Source organism: Pseudomonas syringae (genome assembly GCF_000737245.1).
GTDB lineage: Bacteria > Pseudomonadota > Gammaproteobacteria > Pseudomonadales > Pseudomonadaceae > Aquipseudomonas > Aquipseudomonas syringae_J.
This window is the reverse complement of record NZ_JPQU01000019.1, coordinates 94,069-107,409: the sequence shown is the minus strand read 5'-3', so window position 1 is coordinate 107,409 and position 13,341 is coordinate 94,069. Positions and strand designations below refer to the sequence as shown.

Here is a 13,341-nt window from a genome sequence, read left to right as displayed (position 1 = left end):
GTGGGAACAGCAATCTGGAGTCTGAATCCAATGCAAAACCAGCAAATCCGTATCAGGTTGAAGGCTTTTGACCATCGCCTGATCGACCAATCCACCCAGGAAATCGTGGAAACCGCGAAACGTACTGGTGCTCAGGTGCGTGGTCCTATTCCACTGCCTACTCGTAAAGAGCGGTTCACCGTTCTGGTTTCTCCGCACGTCAACAAAGACGCGCGCGACCAGTACGAGATCCGTACTCATAAACGCGTTCTGGACATCGTCCAGCCAACAGATAAAACCGTTGACGCGCTTATGAAGCTTGATCTTGCAGCCGGTGTGGAAGTGCAGATCAGCCTCGGCTAAGACTTGGGTCTTAGTCGTGTAACGCTCTGAAATGGGCGGCCATAGCGGGTGAAAGCCCCGTACACTCATGAGGTTTACAACATGACTATTGGTGTAGTCGGTCGTAAATGCGGTATGACCCGTATTTTCACCGAAGAAGGTGTCTCCATTCCGGTTACGGTCATTGAGATCGAGCCGAATCGCGTCACCCAGTTCAAAACTGAAGAGACCGATGGCTATCGTGCAGTGCAAGTCACTGTCGGCGAGCGTCGCGCTTCGCGTGTTACAGCTGCTCAGGCTGGCCACTTCGCTAAGGCGAATGTTGCCGCTGGTCGTACTGTCATGGAATTCCGTCTTGAAGAAGGCGACTACCAGGCTGGCGATCTGATCAACGCTGAAATCTTCGCTGCTGGTCAGCTGGTTGATGTAACCGGTCAGTCCAAAGGTAAAGGCTTCCAGGGTACGATCAAGCGTTGGAATTTCCGCGGGCAAGATAACACCCACGGTAACTCCGTATCCCACCGCGTCCCAGGCTCTATCGGCCAGTGCCAGACTCCTGGTCGTGTATTCAAGGGCAAAAAAATGTCCGGTCATATGGGCGCTGAGCGCGTGACCGTGCAGTCCCTGGAAGTAGTGCGCGTGGACGCTGAACGCAATCTGTTGTTGGTCAAGGGTGCTGTTCCTGGCGCTACTGGCGGCAACCTGGTTGTACGTCCAGCAGCCAAGGCTCGCGGTTAAGGGGAAGCTGACATGCAATTAAACGTAAATGACGCTCAGGCAATCGAAGTTTCCGAACTGACATTTGGCGGCGAGTTCAACGAGACACTGGTTCACCAGGCAGTCGTAGCCTACATGGCAGGCGGTCGTCAGGGCACCAAGCAGCAAAAGACCCGTTCTGATGTTCGTGGCGGCGGTAAGCGTCCATGGCGTCAAAAGGGTACTGGCCGTGCTCGTGCCGGTACTATCCGTAGCCCAATCTGGCGTGGCGGCGGTACCACTTTCGCAGCACGTCCACAGGATCACTCTCAGAAGCTCAACAAGAAGATGTATCGCGCAGCACTGCGCTCCATCCTTGCTGAACTGGTTCGTACTGATCGTTTGGTCGTGGTTCAGGACTTCGCTGTTGAAGCACCGAAAACCAAAGATTTGCTTAACAAGCTGACTGGCATGGGCCTGACTGACGTCCTAATCGTGTCTGACGCTGTTGACCAGAATCTGTACCTGGCTGCTCGTAACCTGCCGCACGTTGATGTACGTGACGTTCAAGGTTCCGATCCAGTTAGTCTGATCGCATACGACAAAGTGTTGATCACTGTGTCGGCCGTGAAGAAATTCGAGGAGCTGCTGGGATGAACCAGGAACGCGTATTTAAAGTTCTGCTTGGCCCGCACGTTTCCGAAAAGGCTACGGTTCTGGCAGACAAAAAAGGTCAGTTCGTTTTCAAGGTTGCTACTGACGCAACCAAGCTGGAAATCAAGAAGGCCGTCGAAAGCCTGTTCAGCGTGAAAGTAGAGCGTGTTACTACCCTGAATGTTCTGGGTAAAAGCAAGCGTACTGCTCGCGGTCTGGGCAAGCGTAATGACTGGAAGAAGGCAGTTATCTCCCTTCAACCAGGCCAAGATCTCGATTTCAGCAGCAGTGCTGAGTAAGGAAGGGGTGCATCATGGCAATCGTTAAATGCAAACCGACTTCCCCTGGCCGCCGTTTTGTGGTCAAGGTGGTCAACCAGGAGCTGCATAAAGGCGCTCCTCACGCACCGCTGCTCGAGAAAAAATCGAAGTCTGGTGGTCGTAACAACAATGGCCGTATTACTACCCGTCATATCGGTGGTGGTCATAAGCAGCATTATCGTCTGGTCGATTTCCGTCGCAACGATAAAGATGGCATTTCTGCCACTGTCGAGCGTATCGAATACGATCCAAACCGTACTGCTCACATCGCACTGCTGCTTTACGCAGACGGCGAGCGTCGCTACATCATCGCCCCTAAAGGCGTGAGTGCTGGCGATCAGCTGATCGCAGGTGCTTTGGCTCCAATCAAGCCGGGTAACGCTCTTCAACTGCGTAACATTCCAGTTGGTAGCACCGTTCACGGTATCGAATTGAAGCCAGGTAAAGGTGCTCAGATCGCTCGTTCCGCTGGTGCTTCGGCTCAGCTGATCGCACGTGAAGGCGTCTACGTTACTCTGCGTCTGCGTTCGGGTGAAATGCGTAAAGTGCTTTCCGAATGCCGTGCAACGCTGGGCGAAGTCTCGAACTCCGAGCATAGCCTGCGTTCCCTGGGTAAAGCTGGTGCCAAACGCTGGCGTGGCGTTCGCCCAACCGTTCGTGGTGTTGCCATGAACCCGGTTGACCACCCACATGGTGGTGGTGAAGGTCGTACCTCTGGTGGTCGTCATCCGGTATCGCCGTGGGGCTTCCCGACTAAGGGCGCGAAGACTCGTGGTAATAAGCGTACCGACAAAATGATCGTCCGTCGTCGCAAGTAAATAGAGGGATACGACAGTGCCACGTTCTCTGAAAAAAGGTCCTTTTATTGATCTTCACCTACTGAAGAAGATCGAAGTGGCGGCGGAAAAGAATGATCGCAAACCGGTGAAAACCTGGTCGCGTCGTTCGATGATCCTGCCACAAATGGTCGGTTTGACCATTGCAGTTCATAACGGTCGCCAACATGTTCCAGTTCTCGTGAACGAAGACATGGTCGGCCATAAACTAGGCGAGTTTGCCGGTACCCGCACATATCGTGGGCACGTGGCAGACAAGAAAGCCAAGCGTTAAGGGGTAAGGAACGATGGAAGTAGCCGCTAAGTTGTCGGGCGCTCGAATCTCCGCCCAGAAAGCCCGCTTGGTCGCCGACCAGATCCGCGGGAAGAAGGTGGGCGAAGCGCTCAACCTGTTGGCTTTCAGCAGTAAGAAAGCCGCCGAGATCCTGAAGAAAGTGCTGGAGTCGGCCGTAGCCAACGCCGAGCATAACGAAGGCGCAGACGTTGATGACCTCAAGGTCTCCACCGTTTTCGTCAACGAAGGGCGTTCGCTGAAGCGCATCATGCCACGTGCCAAAGGCCGTGCTGATCGCATCGTCAAGCGGTCTTGCCATATCACTGTCAAGGTTGCTGACAAGTAACGGAGTCGAAGAGATGGGTCAGAAAGTACATCCCATTGGCATTCGCCTGGGAATCGTCAAGGAGCACACCTCCGTCTGGTACGCAGACGGTCGGACTTATGCGGACTATTTGTTCGCTGATCTGAAAGTGCGTGAGTACCTCCAAGACAAACTAAAAAGCGCGTCCGTAAGCCGTATCGATATCCATCGTCCGGCTCAGACTGCACGCATCACCATCCACACTGCTCGTCCAGGTATCGTTATCGGGAAGAAAGGTGAAGATGTTGAGAAGCTGCGTCAGGACCTGACCAAGCAAATGGGTGTGCCTGTGCACATCAATATCGAAGAGATCCGTAAGCCGGAACTCGACGGTATGCTGGTTGCGCAGAGCGTAGCTCAGCAGCTGGAGCGCCGTGTAATGTTCCGTCGCGCTATGAAGCGCGCTGTACAGAACGCAATGCGCATTGGTGCCAAAGGCATCAAAATCCAAGTGAGCGGTCGTCTCGGCGGTGCTGAAATCGCACGTACTGAATGGTATCGCGAAGGTCGTGTGCCACTGCACACCCTGCGTGCCGACATCGACTATGCCAACTACGAAGCTCACACCACTTACGGTGTGATCGGTGTAAAGGTTTGGATCTTCAAAGGCGAAGTAATTGGTGGTCGCCAAGAAGAACTGAAACCACAAGCACCTGCGCCTCGTAAAAAAGCTGCTAAGTAAGGGGTACGCCAAATGTTGCAACCAAAGCGTACGAAGTTCCGCAAGCAGATGACTGGCCACAACCGTGGCTTGGCATTGCGCGGTAGCAAAGTCAGCTTCGGCGAATATGCGCTGAAGTCTGTTGCTCGTGGTCGTCTCACTGCCCGTCAGATTGAGTCAGCGCGTCGTGCACTGACCCGTCACGTTAAACGTGGCGGCAAAATCTGGATCCGTGTATTCCCGGACAAGCCTGTAACCAAAAAGCCCCTCGAAGTTCGTATGGGTAAAGGTAAGGGTAACGTGGAGTACTGGGTTGCCCAGATTCAGCCAGGCAAAGTCCTGTATGAAATCGAGGGTGTTTCTGAAGAGCTGGCGCGTGAGGCTTTCGCCCTGGCTGCTGCAAAGCTGCCACTCGCCACCTCCTTTGTTAAACGGACGGTGATGTGATGAAAGCGAATGAACTTCGTGAAAAATCAGCACAGCAGCTGAACGAGCAACTGCTCGGCCTGCTGCGCGACCAGTTCAATCTGCGTATGCAGAAAGCAACTGGCCAGTTGGGGCAGTCTCACCTGCTCTCGCAAGTTAAGCGTGACATTGCTCGCGTGAAGACTGTGCTCAACCAGCAGGCAGGTAAGTAATCATGGCTGAAGCCGAAAAAACCGTCCGTACGCTGACTGGCCGTGTTGTCAGCGACAAGATGGACAAGACCATCACCGTTCTGATCGAGCGTCGCGTTAAGCACCCGATCTACGGTAAATACGTTAAGCGTTCGACTAAGCTGCACGCGCACGACGAAACCAATCAGTGCCACATCGGCGACAAAGTCACGATTCGTGAAACTCGTCCGGTAGCCAAGACCAAGTCTTGGGCATTGGTTGATATTCTCGAACGCGCTGTGGAAGTCTAAGGACTAGGGGTCGGAGAAATTATATGATTCAGACTCAATCCATGCTCGATGTGGCCGATAACAGCGGCGCACGCCGCGTTATGTGCATCAAGGTGCTGGGTGGCTCCCATCGTCGTTACGCTGGTATCGGTGACATCATCAAAGTAACCGTAAAGGAAGCAATTCCGCGCGGTAAAGTGAAAAAAGGCCAAGTGATGACTGCTGTTGTAGTCCGCACTCGCCACGGCGTTCGTCGTGCTGACGGCTCCATTATCCGCTTTGATGGCAACGCTGCTGTTCTTTTGAACAACAAGCAAGAGCCGATCGGCACCCGTATCTTTGGGCCAGTGACCCGTGAACTTCGTACTGAGAAGTTCATGAAGATCGTCTCGCTCGCCCCAGAAGTGCTGTAAGGAGATCCGACATGCAAAAGATTCGTCGTGACGACGAGATCATCGTGATCGCCGGCAAAGACAAAGGTAAGCGCGGTAAGGTGCTCAAGGTTCTCGCTGACGACCGTTTGGTCGTTGGTGGGATCAACCTGGTGAAGCGTCATACCAAGCCTAACCCGATGTCGGGCGTACAAGGCGGTATCGTCGAGAAAGAAGCGCCACTGCACGCTTCTAACGTCGCCATTTTCAACGGCGCAACCAACAAGGCTGACCGCGTTGGTTTCAAAGTTGAAGACGGCAAGAAAATTCGTGTCTTCAAGTCGACCCAAAAAGCGGTTGATGCTTGAACACTGCTAGGTAGAAGACCATGGCACGACTAAAAGAGATTTACCGGAAGGAAATCGCTCCGAAGCTTAAGGAAGAACTTAAGCTGGCGAACGTGATGGAAGTTCCGCGCGTTACCAAAATCACCCTGAACATGGGTCTGGGCGAAGCGATCGGCGACAAAAAAGTCATCGAGCACGCTGTTGCTGACCTGGAAAAGATCACCGGTCAAAAAGTCGTTGTGACTTACGCTCGGAAATCCATCGCTGGCTTTAAAGTCCGTGAAGGTTGGCCGATCGGCGTCAAAGTGACTCTGCGCCGCGATCGTATGTATGAATTCCTGGATCGTCTGCTGTCGATCTCCCTGCCTCGGGTTCGCGACTTCCGCGGCCTGAATGCCAAGTCCTTCGATGGTCGTGGTAACTACAGCATGGGCGTAAAAGAGCAGATCATTTTCCCGGAAATCGACTACGACAAGATCGATGCTCTCCGCGGTCTGGACATTACCCTGACCACCACTGCTAAGAACGATGATGAAGGCCGCGCTCTGCTGCGTGCTTTCAAATTCCCGTTCCGCAACTGATTGGAGTAGGAAAATGGCCAAGAAGAGCATGAAGAACCGTGAGCTGAAGCGTCAGCTCACCGTTGCCAAGTACGCCACCAAGCGTGCAGCGCTCAAAGCAATCATCGTCGATCTGAACGCAAGTCCAGAAGCGCGTTGGGAAGCTACCGTAGCTCTGCAGAAGCAGCCACGTGACGCAAGCGCTGCGCGCATGCGTAACCGTTGCCGCATCACTGGTCGTCCGCACGGCGTTTACCGCAAGTTCGGCCTCGGCCGTAACAAGCTGCGTGAAGCTGCAATGCGTGGTGATGTACCAGGTCTGGTTAAAGCCAGCTGGTAATACGCCTTTCTCGCGATATTTCGGCCGATCGTGCAAGCGATTGGTCGGAATAGAGCCTGAATTTGAATCAAGCCCCTATTGGGGCTTGATTCATTTCTGGGGTACGCCTAGAATTGCCGGCTCGCCTGAGCCCGTGTTTTCCATTTGCCCGGTTTGCTCGGCGATAAGCTGTAGCCGCAAGGCTAATTATTTTGTATTAGGAGCGTCTAGCCCATGAGTATGCAGGACCCGTTAGCGGACATGCTAACTCGTATCCGTAATGCCCAGATGGCTGAAAAGCCCGTCGTAAGCATGCCATCTTCTACTGTGAAGGTAGCTGTAGCAAAAGTCCTGAAGGACGAAGGTTACATTGCGGGTTATCAGATCAGCAGCGAAACAAAGCCGCTGTTGTCCATCGAGCTGAAGTACTTCGAAGGCCGTCCAGTCATCGAAGAAGTGAAGCGCGTCAGCCGTCCAGGCTTGCGTCAGTACAAGTCCGTCGATGATCTGCCAAAAGTACGTGGCGGTCTCGGTGTGTCTATCGTCTCCACCAGCAAAGGTGTGATGACGGATCGTGCTGCGCGCGCTGCCGGTGTCGGCGGCGAAGTGCTTTGCACAGTGTTCTAAGGGGGGATAAGCATGTCACGCGTAGCTAAGAACCCCGTTAAGCTGCCATCAGGCGTCGAAGTTAAACTCGTCGGCCAGCAGCTTTCGGTGAAGGGTGCCAAGGGTACTCTAGATCTGAACATCCATTCGTCCGTTGAGATTGTTGAAGAAGCCGGTGAGTTGCGTTTCGCTGCTCGCAATGGCGATCAACAGACTCGCGCAATGGCCGGCACCACTCGTGCACTGGTTAACAACATGGTCCAGGGCGTAAGCCAAGGCTTCGAGCGTAAGCTCCAGCTGGTCGGTGTTGGTTACAAAGCGCAAGCAAAAGGCACAGTGCTGAACCTGGCTCTTGGCTTCTCGCACCCAGTGGATTACGAACTGCCGGAAGGCATCACCGCTGAGACTCCCAACCAGACCGATATCTTCATCCGAGGTATCGATAAGCAGTTGGTTGGTCAAGTGGCCGCTGAGATCCGCGACTTCCGCCGTCCTGAGCCATACAAAGGCAAAGGTGTGCGTTACGCAGACGAAGTCGTCCGCCGTAAAGAAGCCAAGAAGAAGTAGGGCATAGCTAATGACCGTCAAAAAAGTTACCCGACTGCGTCGCGCTCGCAAAGCACGCCTGAAAATGCACGAGCTAGAAGTCGTGCGTCTCTGCGTGTACCGCTCTTCGCAGCACATTTATGCCCAGGTCATTTCGGCCGACGGCAGCAAAGTCTTGGCGAGCGCCTCGACTTTGGACAAAGAACTGCGTGATGCTGCCACTGGCAACATCGACGCGGCCACTAAGGTTGGCCAGCTGGTTGCTGAGCGTGCGAAAGCCGCCGGCGTATCACAAGTGGCTTTCGACCGTTCTGGCTTCAAGTACCACGGCCGCGTCAAGGCGCTGGCTGATGCTGCTCGTGAAGGCGGGCTGGAGTTCTAAGTTATGTCAAATAACGACCAAAAACGCGACGAAGGCTACATTGAGAAGCTGGTTCAAGTTAACCGCGTTGCAAAGACTGTAAAAGGCGGCCGTATCTTCACTTTCACCGCGTTGACCGTGGTTGGTGATGGTAAAGGGCGTGTTGGTTTTGGCCGTGGCAAGTCACGTGAAGTGCCTGCTGCGATCCAGAAGGCGATGGAAGCTGCTCGCCGCAACATGATCCAGGTTGATCTGAACGGCACTACCCTGCAGTACGCAATGAAATCCGCCCATGGCGCTTCCAAGGTGTACATGCAGCCTGCTTCTGAAGGTACCGGTATCATCGCTGGCGGCGCTATGCGCGCAGTGCTGGAAGTTGCTGGTGTTCAGAACGTATTGGCCAAGTGCTATGGCTCGACTAACCCGGTAAACGTGGTTCACGCCACTTTCAAAGGTTTGAAGGCTATGCAATCTCCTGAGTCTATTGCTGCCAAGCGCGGCAAAAGTGTCAAGGAGATCTTCTGATCATGGCTACCGTTAAAGTAACGCTGATCAAAAGCATGACCGGTCGCATTCCTAACCACAAATTGTGCGTTAAAGGTCTGGGTCTGCGTCGCATCGGTCACACTGTAGAAGTGCTGGATACTCCTGAGAATCGCGGGATGATCAACAAGGCTTACTACATGCTGCGAGTCGAGGGTTAATCGATGAAACTCAATGATCTGAGTCCAGCGCCGGGTTCCCGTCGCGAAAAGCATCGTCCGGGCCGTGGTATCGGTAGCGGTTTGGGTAAGACTGGTGGCCGCGGCCACAAAGGTCAAACCTCCCGCTCCGGTGGCACTATTGCTCCGGGCTTTGAAGGCGGCCAACAGCCGTTGCATCGTCGTCTGCCAAAATTCGGCTTCGTTTCCCTGAAGGCCATGGACCGTGCAGAAGTGCGTCTGTCCGAGCTGGCTAAAGTGGAAGGCGACGTTGTAACTGTGCAGTCCCTGAAGGATGCCAACGTGATCAACCAAAACGTACAACGTGTGAAAATCATGTTGTCCGGTGAGGTTACTCGCGCTGTCACCATCAAAGGTATCGCAGCCACCAAAGGTGCGCGTGCGGCTATCGAAGCAGCTGGCGGCAAGTTCGAGGAATAAATGGCTAAGCAAGGTGCTCTCTCTGCGCTCGGCAAAGGCGGTATGTCTGAACTATGGGCTCGTCTGCGTTTTCTGTTCCTGGCGATTATCGTCTACCGAATAGGCGCACACATCCCGGTTCCAGGTATTAACCCGGAGCGACTCGCAGACCTGTTTCGACAGAATGAGGGGACCATTCTTAGCTTGTTCAACATGTTTTCCGGTGGCGCGCTGGAACGGATGAGCATCTTTGCACTGGGGATCATGCCGTACATTTCGGCATCGATCATCATGCAATTGATGACCGCCGTCAGCCCGCAACTGGAGCAGTTGAAGAAGGAAGGTGAAGCTGGCCGTCGCAAGATCAGCCAGTACACCCGCTACGGCACCGTCGTTCTGGCCCTCGTTCAAGCTATCGGCATGTCCGTTGGTCTGGCAGGTCAGGGCGTTGCTTTCTCTGCAGATATCGGCTTCCACTTCGTTGCTGTCACCACCTTTGTGGCTGGTGCGATGTTCATGATGTGGCTTGGCGAGCAGATTACCGAGCGCGGTGTTGGTAACGGTATCTCGATGTTGATTTTCGCAGGTATCGTCGCCGGTCTTCCGAGAGCGATTGGGCAGTCTTTCGAGTCTGCACGTCAGGGTGATATCAATATCTTCGCCTTGGTCGCCATCGGACTGCTGGCAGTAGCGATCATCGGTTTCGTGGTGTTCATTGAGCGTGGTCAGCGACGTATCGCCGTTCACTACGCCAAGCGTCAGCAGGGCCGCAAGGTCTTCGCTGCGCAGACTAGCCACTTGCCTTTGAAAGTGAACATGGCTGGCGTTATTCCAGCTATTTTCGCGAGCAGCATCTTGCTGTTCCCGGCTTCGTTGGGTGCCTGGTTCGGCCAGTCTGAAGGTATGGGCTGGTTGCAGGACATCTCGCAGTCGATCGCTCCTGGTCAGCCGTTGAATATTCTGCTGTTTAGTGCAGGGATTATTTTCTTCTGCTTCTTCTATACGGCGTTGATGTTCAATCCGAAAGACGTAGCGGAAAACCTGAAGAAGTCCGGTGCCTTTATTCCGGGTATCCGTCCAGGTGAGCAGTCGGCACGCTATATTGATGGCGTTTTGACCCGCTTGACCATGTTCGGTGCTCTATATATGACGGCCGTGTGCCTGCTGCCCCAGTTCCTGGTGGTTGCAGCAAACGTACCGTTCTACCTTGGCGGGACCTCGTTGCTGATCGTGGTAGTGGTTGTGATGGACTTCATGTCCCAAGTACAATCGCACCTCGTTTCGCACCAGTACGAATCCCTGATGAAGAAAGCCAACCTGAAGGGCTACGGCAGCGGCATGCTGCGCTGAAGCACCCATAAGGTTCGAGGAGCTGGTAATGAAAGTTCGTGCATCGGTGAAAAAGCTGTGCCGTAACTGCAAGATTATTCGCCGCGAAGGTGTTGTTCGAGTAATTTGCAGCGCGGAACCACGTCATAAACAGCGCCAAGGCTGATTGTGATTTGTGCTTAAGCCCAGCAGCTAGTGCGCTGCTGGGTTGATTATTTGTTATTACAGCGATATTATCTCGCGCCCTATTTCTTGGCTTCCGGGGCGTAGGTAGCTGTCAATTGGAGTCCCACTGAATGGCCCGTATTGCAGGCGTTAACATTCCAGATAACAAGCATACTGTTATCTCGTTGACCTACATCTATGGTGTTGGTCGCACCACTGCACAGAAAATCTGTGCAACCACTGGGGTTAACCCAGCGGTAAAGATCAAAGATCTGAGCGACGAGCAGATTGAACAGCTGCGTGGCGAAGTGGCGAAGTTCACCACTGAAGGTGACCTGCGTCGCGAAATCAACATGAAAATCAAGCGCTTGATGGATTTGGGCTGCTACCGCGGTCTGCGCCATCGTCGTGGTCTTCCAGTGCGCGGTCAGCGTACCAAGACCAACGCGCGTACTCGCAAAGGTCCGCGTAAGCCGATCCGCAAGTAATCGCACCAGCGCAACGACAGGAATTTAGTCATGGCAAAACCTGCTGCTCGTCCTCGTAAAAAAGTTAAAAAGACGGTGGTTGATGGCATCGCCCACATCCACGCATCTTTTAACAACACAATCGTCACCATCACCGATCGTCAAGGTAACGCGCTTTCTTGGGCTACCTCCGGCGGTTCGGGTTTCCGCGGTTCACGTAAGTCCACCCCGTTCGCTGCTCAAGTAGCCGCTGAACGTGCTGGTCAAGCTGCGCTGGAATATGGTCTGAAGAACCTCGACGTTAACGTCAAGGGTCCAGGTCCAGGTCGTGAGTCTGCTGTCCGTGCTTTGAACGGCTGTGGCTATAAGATCGCCAGCATCACCGACGTGACGCCAATCCCGCACAACGGGTGCCGTCCGCCGAAGAAGCGCCGCGTGTAATCCAGGAGACTGTAAGAAATGGCTCGTTACATTGGTCCAAAATGCAAACTTGCTCGTCGTGAAGGCACCGATCTCTTTTTGAAGAGCGGCGTTCGCGCTATCGAATCCAAGTGCAACATCGAAGCAGCTCCAGGTATCCACGGCCAACGCCGCGGCCGCCAGTCCGATTACGGCACTCAGCTGCGTGAGAAACAAAAAGTACGTCGTATCTATGGCGTTCTCGAGCGTCAATTCAGCGGTTACTACAAAGAAGCTGCCGGCAAGAAAGGCGCTACTGGTGAGAACCTGCTGCAATTGCTCGAATGCCGCCTGGATAACGTTGTATATCGCATGGGCTTCGGCTCGACGCGTGCCGAATCCCGTCAATTGGTTTCGCACAAGTCGGTCAGCGTAAACGGCAAAACCGTTAACGTACCTTCGTACCAGGTTCGTGCTGGTGACGTGGTTGCTATCCGCGAGAAGGCTAAGAACCAACTGCGCATTGTCCAAGCTCTCGATCTGTGTGCCCAACGTGGCCGCGTAGAATGGGTAGAAGTAGACACTGAGAAGAAATCGGGCGTTTTCAAGAACGTTCCTGCTCGCAGTGATCTGTCCGCCGACATCAACGAAAGCCTGATTGTCGAGCTCTACTCCAAGTAAGGGCTAGAAAATAGGTGCATCCATGCAGATTTCGGTAAATGAGTTCCTGACACCCCGCCATATTGATGTGCAGGTTGTCAGTCCAACCCGCGCCAAAATCACTCTCGAGCCTCTCGAGCGTGGTTTCGGCCATACCCTGGGCAACGCGCTGCGCCGCATCCTGTTGTCCTCCATGCCCGGCTGTGCAGTAGTCGAGGCCGAGATTGACGGTGTACTCCATGAGTACAGCGCCATCGAAGGTGTACAGGAAGACGTAATTGAAATCCTGTTGAACCTTAAAGGTCTGGCTATCAAGCTGCACGGTCGAGACGAAGTTACGCTGACCTTGTCGAAGAAGGGTTCGGGGGTGGTTACCGCTGCCGATATTCAGCTGGATCATGATGTCGAGATCGTTAATCCCGATCACGTAATCGCTAACCTGGCGTCTAACGGCGCCCTGAACATGAAGCTCACCGTAGCTCGTGGTCGTGGTTATGAACCGGCAGACTCGCGTCAGAGCGATGAAGACGAAAGCCGCAGCATTGGTCGCTTGCAGCTTGACTCTTCGTTCAGCCCGGTTCGCCGTATCGCATACGTGGTGGAAAACGCCCGTGTCGAGCAGCGTACTAACCTGGACAAGCTGGTTATTGATCTGGAAACCAACGGTACTCTGGATCCTGAAGAGGCTATCCGTCGTGCTGCAACCATCCTGCAACAGCAGTTGGCTGCGTTCGTCGACCTCAAAGGCGACAGTGAACCAGTGGTAATCGAACAGGAAGACGAGATCGATCCGATCCTGCTCCGTCCGGTTGACGATTTGGAACTGACCGTACGTTCGGCCAACTGCCTCAAGGCGGAGAACATTTACTACATCGGCGACCTGATTCAGCGCACCGAAGTAGAATTGTTGAAGACTCCAAACCTTGGCAAGAAGTCCTTGACTGAGATCAAAGACGTCCTGGCCTCCCGTGGTCTGTCCCTCGGCATGCGCCTCGACAACTGGCCGCCGGCAAGTCTTAAGAAGGACGACAAGGCGACTGCCTGATCGTCGTAATCACCGAACGTTGTGTTTGGTAAG

The 13,341-nt window shown here is 53.9% G+C and carries 27 protein-coding genes; all 27 read left to right on the top strand.

Annotation, left to right across the window (positions count from 1 at the left end; all coding sequences use genetic code 11):
- Positions 1–30: 30 nt before the first annotated feature.
- The 27 genes from rpsJ to IV01_RS20230 all read left to right on the top strand — a co-directional run bounded on the left by rpsJ (position 31) and on the right by IV01_RS20230 (position 13,308).
- Complete coding sequence (rpsJ, locus tag IV01_RS20105) at positions 31–342, top strand: 30S ribosomal protein S10 (RefSeq protein ID WP_003186070.1); 312 nt, start codon at positions 31–33, stop codon at positions 340–342.
- 81 nt (positions 343–423) lie between these two features.
- Positions 424–1,059 (top strand): 50S ribosomal protein L3, encoded by a 636-nt coding sequence (gene rplC / locus IV01_RS20110; RefSeq protein ID WP_007253310.1) that lies wholly within the window; start codon positions 424–426, stop codon positions 1,057–1,059.
- A gap of 12 nt (positions 1,060–1,071) precedes the next feature.
- A complete protein-coding gene (gene rplD / locus IV01_RS20115; RefSeq protein WP_020290705.1) occupies positions 1,072–1,674 on the top strand; it encodes a 50S ribosomal protein L4 in 603 nt (200 codons plus the stop codon).
- Positions 1,671–1,970 carry a 50S ribosomal protein L23 gene (gene rplW, locus IV01_RS20120; protein WP_002555488.1) on the top strand — a complete coding sequence of 100 codons (300 nt, stop codon included), beginning with the start codon at positions 1,671–1,673 and terminating at the stop codon, positions 1,968–1,970. The genes rplD and rplW overlap by 4 nt, the downstream gene beginning before the upstream one ends.
- Positions 1,971–1,984: 14 nt before the next feature.
- Positions 1,985–2,809 carry a 50S ribosomal protein L2 gene (rplB, locus tag IV01_RS20125; protein WP_032626510.1) on the top strand — a complete coding sequence of 275 codons (825 nt, stop codon included), beginning with the start codon at positions 1,985–1,987 and terminating at the stop codon, positions 2,807–2,809.
- A gap of 16 nt (positions 2,810–2,825) precedes the next feature.
- The gene (gene rpsS / locus IV01_RS20130) at positions 2,826–3,101 is read left to right on the top strand and encodes a 30S ribosomal protein S19 (RefSeq protein WP_002555486.1); all 276 of its coding nucleotides are present in this window, start codon (positions 2,826–2,828) and stop codon (positions 3,099–3,101) included.
- Positions 3,102–3,114: 13 nt separating this feature from the next.
- The gene (gene rplV / locus IV01_RS20135) at positions 3,115–3,447 is read left to right on the top strand and encodes a 50S ribosomal protein L22 (RefSeq protein WP_002555485.1); all 333 of its coding nucleotides are present in this window, start codon (positions 3,115–3,117) and stop codon (positions 3,445–3,447) included.
- A 13-nt stretch (positions 3,448–3,460) separates the two neighbouring features.
- Positions 3,461–4,147 (top strand): 30S ribosomal protein S3, encoded by a 687-nt coding sequence (rpsC, locus tag IV01_RS20140; protein WP_003176422.1) that lies wholly within the window; start codon positions 3,461–3,463, stop codon positions 4,145–4,147.
- Positions 4,148–4,159: 12 nt separating this feature from the next.
- Positions 4,160–4,573, top strand: a complete 414-nt coding sequence (gene rplP / locus IV01_RS20145) for a 50S ribosomal protein L16 (protein WP_027898303.1) — start codon at positions 4,160–4,162, stop codon at positions 4,571–4,573.
- Positions 4,573–4,764 carry a 50S ribosomal protein L29 gene (rpmC, locus tag IV01_RS20150; protein WP_002555481.1) on the top strand — a complete coding sequence of 64 codons (192 nt, stop codon included), beginning with the start codon at positions 4,573–4,575 and terminating at the stop codon, positions 4,762–4,764. The genes rplP and rpmC overlap by 1 nt, the downstream gene beginning before the upstream one ends.
- 2 nt (positions 4,765–4,766) lie before the next feature.
- Positions 4,767–5,033, top strand: a complete 267-nt coding sequence (gene rpsQ, locus IV01_RS20155) for a 30S ribosomal protein S17 (RefSeq protein WP_002555480.1) — start codon at positions 4,767–4,769, stop codon at positions 5,031–5,033.
- A 23-nt stretch (positions 5,034–5,056) separates the two neighbouring features.
- Positions 5,057–5,425: a 50S ribosomal protein L14 gene (gene rplN, locus IV01_RS20160; protein WP_002555479.1), complete on the top strand. Its 369-nt coding sequence runs from the start codon at positions 5,057–5,059 to the stop codon at positions 5,423–5,425.
- An 11-nt stretch (positions 5,426–5,436) separates the two neighbouring features.
- Positions 5,437–5,751 (top strand): 50S ribosomal protein L24, encoded by a 315-nt coding sequence (rplX, locus tag IV01_RS20165; RefSeq protein ID WP_002555478.1) that lies wholly within the window; start codon positions 5,437–5,439, stop codon positions 5,749–5,751.
- Positions 5,752–5,771: 20 nt separating this feature from the next.
- Positions 5,772–6,311: a 50S ribosomal protein L5 gene (gene rplE, locus IV01_RS20170; RefSeq protein WP_004883677.1), complete on the top strand. Its 540-nt coding sequence runs from the start codon at positions 5,772–5,774 to the stop codon at positions 6,309–6,311.
- A 13-nt stretch (positions 6,312–6,324) separates the two neighbouring features.
- Complete coding sequence (gene rpsN, locus IV01_RS20175; RefSeq protein WP_032626507.1) at positions 6,325–6,630, top strand: 30S ribosomal protein S14; 306 nt, start codon at positions 6,325–6,327, stop codon at positions 6,628–6,630.
- A gap of 213 nt (positions 6,631–6,843) precedes the next feature.
- Positions 6,844–7,236, top strand: a complete 393-nt coding sequence (rpsH, locus tag IV01_RS20180) for a 30S ribosomal protein S8 (RefSeq protein WP_027898305.1) — start codon at positions 6,844–6,846, stop codon at positions 7,234–7,236.
- Between the two features lie 12 nt (positions 7,237–7,248).
- On the top strand, positions 7,249–7,782 hold the full coding sequence (gene rplF, locus IV01_RS20185; protein ID WP_032626504.1) for a 50S ribosomal protein L6: 534 nt from the start codon (positions 7,249–7,251) through the stop codon (positions 7,780–7,782).
- A gap of 10 nt (positions 7,783–7,792) precedes the next feature.
- Entirely contained in the window at positions 7,793–8,143 is a 351-nt protein-coding gene (gene rplR / locus IV01_RS20190; protein WP_032626502.1) for a 50S ribosomal protein L18, read from the top strand.
- A 3-nt stretch (positions 8,144–8,146) separates the two neighbouring features.
- Positions 8,147–8,647 carry a 30S ribosomal protein S5 gene (gene rpsE / locus IV01_RS20195; RefSeq protein ID WP_003186035.1) on the top strand — a complete coding sequence of 167 codons (501 nt, stop codon included), beginning with the start codon at positions 8,147–8,149 and terminating at the stop codon, positions 8,645–8,647.
- A 2-nt stretch (positions 8,648–8,649) separates the two neighbouring features.
- The gene (gene rpmD / locus IV01_RS20200; protein ID WP_003186033.1) at positions 8,650–8,826 is read left to right on the top strand and encodes a 50S ribosomal protein L30; all 177 of its coding nucleotides are present in this window, start codon (positions 8,650–8,652) and stop codon (positions 8,824–8,826) included.
- A 3-nt stretch (positions 8,827–8,829) separates the two neighbouring features.
- The gene (rplO, locus tag IV01_RS20205) at positions 8,830–9,264 is read left to right on the top strand and encodes a 50S ribosomal protein L15 (protein WP_010220318.1); all 435 of its coding nucleotides are present in this window, start codon (positions 8,830–8,832) and stop codon (positions 9,262–9,264) included.
- A complete protein-coding gene (gene secY / locus IV01_RS20210) occupies positions 9,265–10,593 on the top strand; it encodes a preprotein translocase subunit SecY (RefSeq protein ID WP_032626500.1) in 1,329 nt (442 codons plus the stop codon).
- A gap of 28 nt (positions 10,594–10,621) precedes the next feature.
- Positions 10,622–10,738 (top strand): 50S ribosomal protein L36, encoded by a 117-nt coding sequence (gene rpmJ / locus IV01_RS26165; protein WP_002555468.1) that lies wholly within the window; start codon positions 10,622–10,624, stop codon positions 10,736–10,738.
- Between the two features lie 130 nt (positions 10,739–10,868).
- Complete coding sequence (gene rpsM, locus IV01_RS20215) at positions 10,869–11,225, top strand: 30S ribosomal protein S13 (RefSeq protein ID WP_002555467.1); 357 nt, start codon at positions 10,869–10,871, stop codon at positions 11,223–11,225.
- Positions 11,226–11,255: 30 nt separating this feature from the next.
- Positions 11,256–11,645: a 30S ribosomal protein S11 gene (gene rpsK / locus IV01_RS20220; RefSeq protein WP_002555466.1), complete on the top strand. Its 390-nt coding sequence runs from the start codon at positions 11,256–11,258 to the stop codon at positions 11,643–11,645.
- An 18-nt stretch (positions 11,646–11,663) separates the two neighbouring features.
- On the top strand, positions 11,664–12,284 hold the full coding sequence (rpsD, locus tag IV01_RS20225; RefSeq protein WP_002555465.1) for a 30S ribosomal protein S4: 621 nt from the start codon (positions 11,664–11,666) through the stop codon (positions 12,282–12,284).
- A 22-nt stretch (positions 12,285–12,306) separates the two neighbouring features.
- The gene (locus IV01_RS20230) at positions 12,307–13,308 is read left to right on the top strand and encodes a DNA-directed RNA polymerase subunit alpha (protein WP_003176403.1); all 1,002 of its coding nucleotides are present in this window, start codon (positions 12,307–12,309) and stop codon (positions 13,306–13,308) included.
- The last annotated feature ends 33 nt before the right edge of the window (positions 13,309–13,341 follow it).